This is a genomic window from Dellaglioa sp. BT-FLS60 (assembly GCF_054941065.1).
In genome coordinates, this window is sequence record NZ_JBSOLI010000025.1 from 37,193 (window position 1) to 43,497 (window position 6,305).

General features: G+C 33.4%; 6 protein-coding genes and 1 tRNA gene. All 7 read right to left on the reverse strand.

Annotated elements, in window-relative coordinates:
• Nucleotides 1-105 precede the first annotated feature (105 nt).
• The 7 genes from ACVQ8P_RS00855 to glmS all read right to left on the reverse strand — a co-directional run bounded on the left by ACVQ8P_RS00855 (nucleotide 106) and on the right by glmS (nucleotide 5,961).
• Complete coding sequence (locus ACVQ8P_RS00855; protein WP_462296958.1) at nucleotides 106-804, reverse strand: ribonuclease H family protein; 699 nt, start codon at nucleotides 802-804, stop codon at nucleotides 106-108.
• Between the two features lie 144 nt (nucleotides 805-948).
• A complete protein-coding gene (locus ACVQ8P_RS00860) occupies nucleotides 949-1,101 on the reverse strand; it encodes a hypothetical protein (RefSeq protein ID WP_462296959.1) in 153 nt (50 codons plus the stop codon).
• Nucleotides 1,102-1,252: 151 nt separating this feature from the next.
• Nucleotides 1,253-1,324, reverse strand: a tRNA-Asn gene (locus ACVQ8P_RS00865).
• A gap of 72 nt (nucleotides 1,325-1,396) precedes the next feature.
• On the reverse strand, nucleotides 1,397-1,705 hold the full coding sequence (locus tag ACVQ8P_RS00870; protein ID WP_462296960.1) for a hypothetical protein: 309 nt from the start codon (nucleotides 1,703-1,705) through the stop codon (nucleotides 1,397-1,399).
• A 372-nt stretch (nucleotides 1,706-2,077) separates the two neighbouring features.
• Nucleotides 2,078-3,142, reverse strand: coding sequence for an ABC transporter ATP-binding protein (locus ACVQ8P_RS00875; protein WP_462296961.1), 1,065 nt, complete (start codon nucleotides 3,140-3,142; stop codon nucleotides 2,078-2,080).
• Between the two features lie 149 nt (nucleotides 3,143-3,291).
• Nucleotides 3,292-4,002, reverse strand: coding sequence for a glucosamine-6-phosphate deaminase (locus ACVQ8P_RS00880; protein ID WP_462296962.1), 711 nt, complete (start codon nucleotides 4,000-4,002; stop codon nucleotides 3,292-3,294).
• A 141-nt stretch (nucleotides 4,003-4,143) separates the two neighbouring features.
• A complete protein-coding gene (glmS, locus tag ACVQ8P_RS00885) occupies nucleotides 4,144-5,961 on the reverse strand; it encodes a glutamine--fructose-6-phosphate transaminase (isomerizing) (protein ID WP_462296963.1) in 1,818 nt (605 codons plus the stop codon).
• Nucleotides 5,962-6,305 lie beyond the last annotated feature (344 nt).

Sequence of the window (6,305 nt, forward strand, 5' to 3'; positions counted from 1 at the left end):
CTTCATGAATATAATAACATCATAGCGGCATAATAGCAAGCGCTTTCATTAAAAGTATAGACAAAAATAGACTTCTATATTAATAGAAATCTACCTTATCTGTTCTTACATCCTATCCATCGTTTCATTTAAAAGCTCATCAACTTTATTATTGCCTTCATTATCTGCATGGCCCTTTGTCCATTCAAAATCAATTTTAGTAAAAGCCGGTAACAATTCAGCAACTTGTTGCCAAAGCGCTACGTTAAGCACCGTTTGACCATCAGCTTTCTTCCAACCTCGACGTTGCCACCCCGTCAACCAATTTTTCTGAATAGCATTCAAAACATATTTAGAATCTAAAATGAATACAATATGTTCTTCCCGCAAGCCCAAATCAATTAACTTTTTCATAGCCTGCAAAAATGCCGTGATTTCCATATAATTATTCGTCTTACCTTTTTCACCATCTGTACCAGAGAATGTTTCACCCGGTGTCTTAATATAAAAAGCCCACGCAGCTGTATCTTCATTTAAAACATGTCCACCTAATTTATTTCCATGATTTCTTGAACCACCATCTGTCCAAACTTGAATAGAGTTTGGCGTTAAAACAACTGACTTATCGACTGCTACTGATCTTTTTTTACCACCAGTTGTTGGTTTAGGCGCCCCATCATCCATCCAATTTTGCGCCTCGTCTCGTGTTTCAAATCCTTTATATCGTGCGCCTTCAAATCCATTAACCAATTTCGCTACATCAGGCCACTTCGTAAAAATACCTGTCTTACGTCCTTTGTATACTGCATAAAAATTCTTAGCCATTTTAATCACTCCGTTAGTCAGTTTATTGATTCTTTTATTGTAAGCTAAATAACAACAAAAATATATTTAAATAAAAATTATCTTTCTCAAGACGCAAAAAAACCACTGTTACAATCAACAGTGGCCATCATTTATTTAACTAAATTATGCTTTTTTTGCTGCAGCTGCTGCGTCGCTAGCTTTGCTTTCTTTTAAGAAAGTAGCAAGTTCTTGTTGTTTACGACGACGGTTCTTTTTGTTTGGAGTGTTAACTGGACGACGATCGTTACCGACACCTGTATGGTTGTTTGATGACATTTCGCAATCCCCCTTTCTTACAATCTCTTAATTTTAAACTGTATTCAGAAATAATTCAAGTTAATCATTAATTTCTTACAATGGACTCAAAAAGTTAAGTTCATAAATAAAAAAAGATAATCGGCAGTCAGTCGACCATCCTCTATGAATACTGCTCAGGTAGGGATCGAACCTACGACATCTTGATTAACAGTCAAGCGTTCTACCGCTGAACTACTGAGCAATCATTTCATTTCTGTCTATACTATTTTATACCACAGATTAACCCATTTTGTAAAGATATTTCTGGCATTTCCTATTCAATATGATTGTCTCTTAAGATAGCATCTAAGTCATTTTGAGCTTCTTCTGTCTTATGCCATTCTTGATAGTCAGTAAATGCTTCTAGTGGCATTTCAAAATTCTCGTTAATATATTTTTCATAATTGATTACGTGTGATGATCTAGGAATATTTAGCTGTAAAATACGGACTTCCTTCAATAACGCTCTTTGAACTGCGAGTTCTGCCCGACCATTTTGTACCATATTCGACAATTCAAAATATTTAGAGCCATCATTTCTAGTGATTTCCTCAATCAATGATAAGATTTCATGACTTTTCATATTAAACCCAACTTTCCCTATTTATTCTCTTCAATTAAGTATAAACACATTTGACGATAAGTACAATATGCACAAAAAAAGCCACTACATCGCAATAGTGGCCAGCATAAGAGAGAAAGAGAATTGATAAAGGTAATTCACATACCTTACAAAGTAAAGATACCACGATATGTAAGCGTTGTCAATATCATTATTTTTCTCCAAAATAAATAATGACTCTTCTTACCATGTACAAGCCTATCGCCGTTACACATTATCTTAGTCAATCGGTCCCTTCCCTACGATAATCGCTGAACTCAATTCTGTTTTAAATGTCCTCTTATTAACGATAAAAAAACATCAACCTAATTATTTAAGTTGATGTTTCACCTATTATTTTGTATTCACTGGATGAATAATACTTGTTGGATGTTCAACAATATGACTAATTGAATGTCCCGATACGTTAGCCAAACTAAAGAATACGATTGCAATCAAAGTCACAATTGTGAGTGCTTTACTTGGTTTAGACATTTTTTCATTTAAAACTGAACCATAAAAATCTTTTTTAACTTTTTCGGCAACAACTTGTTTTGAGACGTCAGAATTTGCTTCATCAGCATCTTCTTTATCAATCTCACTAGCAAGATAGTCTTCAATACTAAACGCCTTTTGCGCTTCTTTTTGTTCCATTTGATAGGTTGTTTTTTCTTTCTTTGATAATTTTTTAAACCAATCAATATATTCTTTATATTTAGAAACGACTTCTTCAGTAGGACCTACTTGCTTTAAGTCGCCATATTGAACCCATGCGACACGATCACATAACATTTCAATTTGTTTCAATGAATGACTAACAAAAATAATTGTTTTACCTTGTTCTTTAAATTCATTAATCTTATCGACACATTTTTGATAGAACGTATCATCACCAACTGATAATGCTTCATCAATAATCAAAATATCAGGATCAATATGCACCGCAATAGCGAACCCTAATCGAGATTTCATACCACTTGAATAGCTTTTAACGGGTTGGTAAACAAAATCACCAAGATCAGCAAAACCTATAATATCTTCTAAAATATCATCAATTTGTTTATTCGTTAATCCTTGCATTAACCCTTTTAATCGAATATTTTCTAACCCCGTTAGTTGACCTCTTAATCCAGCCCCAATAGCGATAATTGACGTTTCGCCACGGACATCCACAATCCCAGTTGTCTGTGGAATGATACCTGAAATAATATTTGATAATGTTGACTTACCTGAACCATTAACACCGATTAAACCTAATGTTTCGCCACTCATAATATCAAGTGAAATTCCTTTTAAAGACCAAAAATGAGGTACCGCAGCACTTCTAAAAGAAAACAATGATTTAATATGTTCAGACTTTGTTTTAAATAAGTCATATTCTTTTGTCACATTTTTTACTCTAATTTTATAATCTACCATTTTTTCAACTTCCTAAAAACGTATTTTCTTACAATCGTCATTATGTTACTAAACTTACTATCAACCGTCAAGCAAGCGTTAGACACAAATAGAACCAATTCATTTATTCTAACGCTTTAAATGAATTAGTTCCACATATGAATGCAACTTTATTTATTTTTTAATAAACTTGCAGCAGCTTCATCAATAATAACAGTCACATCATCATGATTTTGCAAGAAACTTGCAGGTAAATCTTCTGTTACGGGGCCTTCAATCATCCCTTTGATTGCTTCTGCCTTACTTTCGCCAAAGGCTTCAAGTAAGATTTTTTTAGACTTCATAATTGAGCCAATACCCATTGAATAAGCATATTTAGGCACATCATTTTCATTATCAAAGAAACGTGCATTTGATTTGATTGTTGATTCTGTTAAATGAACTTTATGTGTCAAAATATCTTTAGGTGTACCTGGTTCATTAAACCCAATATGGCCATTTTTACCAATCCCTAAAATTTGTAAATCAATGGGATTATCTTCAATAATTTTATCATAACGCTTCGTTTCTTTTTCTGCGTCACTTTCAAGTCCGTTAGGTAAGTAAGATTTTTTAAATGGTTTTTTGCTAAATAAATTTTCATTCATAAAATACCGGTAACTTTGTGAATCTTTTTCGCCTAAACCAACATATTCATCTAAGTTAACAGATATTGAATCAGTAAAATCTAAATCACTTGCTGAAATGGCAGCATAAGTTGTCAATGGTGTGCTTCCTGTAGCTAATCCAAAGATTTTTGCGTTGGCTTCTTTAGCAGCTTTGAAAACTTCGTAGCCTTTTTGGCCACCCTCATTTTGGTCTTTAACAATAATTAATTTCATTTCATTGTCCTCTTTTCAATTGTTTATCGTCCTAATTGGTATAGTCCAATAATACAACGTTATGTTATCAAAATCAAGAGGTCTATACCAAATAAAAAAATAATGTCACCTTATTAGGCAACATTATTTCATTTATTTCTTTTATTCAACGGTAACACTTTTTGCTAAGTTACGAGGTTTATCAACGTCATATCCACGATTTAAACTTGTGTAGTAAGCCAATAATTGCGCAGGTACAATACTTACTAAAGGCGTTAATAAGTCAGAAACATCTGGTAAAATAATCTGATCACCCTCATTTGCCAATGACTCTGTTGAAATTATAATCGTATTCGCACCACGTGCTAAAACTTCTTGAACATTACCACGTGTGTGACTAGCAGTTGGTGCATCCGTAATGATTGCAACAACTGGTGTTCCTTCTTCAATTAAGGCAATTGTTCCATGTTTTAACTCACCAGATGCAAATCCTTCAGTTTGAACATATGAAACTTCTTTTAATTTTAATGCCGCTTCAATTGAAACATCATAATCGATACCACGTCCAATGTAAAATGCATTACGCGTCTCACTTAAGAATTCTTTTGCTAAATCATTAATTGATTCTTTATCATCAACCATTGCTTGCATTGCATTAGCAACTGTTGTTAATTCATGATAAACATCAAAATTAATTGCTTTAGCTTGTCCTGTTACAGTTCCTAATGCTTTTGCCAAAAGGGCTTCAACCGCAATTTGAGCCGTATAAGCTTTCGTTGATGCAACCGCAATTTCAGGACCCGCATGCAACAACAATGTGTATGTTGCTTCACGAGAAAGTGTTGAATTTGCTGAATTTGTAATCGTTAGACTTGGGTACATCATCTCATTAACTTTTACAAGAACTTGACGACTATCAGCCGTTTCGCCACTTTGTGATAAGAAAATAAAGAATGGCTTTTCTGAAAGTAATGGCATGTGGTAACCAAATTCTGAAGCAACGTGAACTTCCGTTGGTACATTAGCCAAGCCTTCAAACAATTCTTTTCCAACTAGTCCAGCATGGTAACTTGTCCCTGCAGCAACAATATAGAGACGGTCAGCAGCTTTCATTGCCTTCAAAATGTTGTCATCAATTTTAACAGTTTCTTCATTTTCAACATATTCACTCAATAAACGACGCATAACAGCTGGTTGTTCATCAATTTCTTTTAACATATAAAATGGGTATGCACCCTTTTCTGAATCACTATCATCCATTTCTACATGGTATGAATCACGTGAAACAGCTTCGCCATTTTTATTTTCAATTTCAATAGAATTTGGTTTAACAATGACCATTTCGCCATCCATTAATTCGATGAAATCATGTGTTTCTTTCAACATAGCCATTGCATCACTGCAGACAACGTTAAAGCCATCACCAACACCAATTAATAAAGGACTTTTATTTTTAGCTACAAACAAAGTTTCTGGTTCTTCACGATCCATCATTAAGAATGCATATGATGACCCTTCAAGTAAAGATAAAACTTTTTTGAAAGCCTGTTTAGCCGTTAAATTTTCTTTATTTGCAAAGTAGCCGATTAATTGAACGACAACTTCTGTATCTGTTTCACTAACAAAATTAACATCTGCTAAATATTGTGCTTTTAATTCAGAAAAATTAGTAATAACACCATTATGCACAAGGTAAAAGCGACCATCTTCAGAAACATGAGGATGTGCGTTAAATTTACTTGGTACACCATGAGTAGCCCAGCGTGTGTGCCCAATTCCGGCAGTCCCATGAACATCATTACCAATTGCTGCTTTTAAATTTGAAATTCGTCCAGCTTCTTTAACAAGGTAATCTTCACCCGTTTGATTATCTACAAAAATACCAGCTGAATCATATCCTCGGTATTCCAATTTTTCTAACCCATTAATTAAAATTTCAACCGTATTTGTTTTTCCCGTTACGCCAACAATTCCACACATAGTTTATATCACCTTTTTAAATGTATTTTTAGATATTAATTAAAATTGGTATAGACGTTTAATTAACAAGTAACCCTTACCAATATCTAATAATATACCTTTCTAGAATTATTTTGTCAACAATTAATATATTGGTCTACATTAAATGCTATCCTTATTAAATAAAAAAAGCGTTATTTGAATTTTCATCCAAATAACGCTTTAGTCTTACTTTTAAAGGGTCTACAATATCTGTTGTTGGTAATAGAAATTAATTCTATTACTAATAACAGTTTTTTTGTATAATGACAAAAAAAGACCCAAAAGCCATAAGACTTTTGGGTACGGTTTATCCAAATCCATTA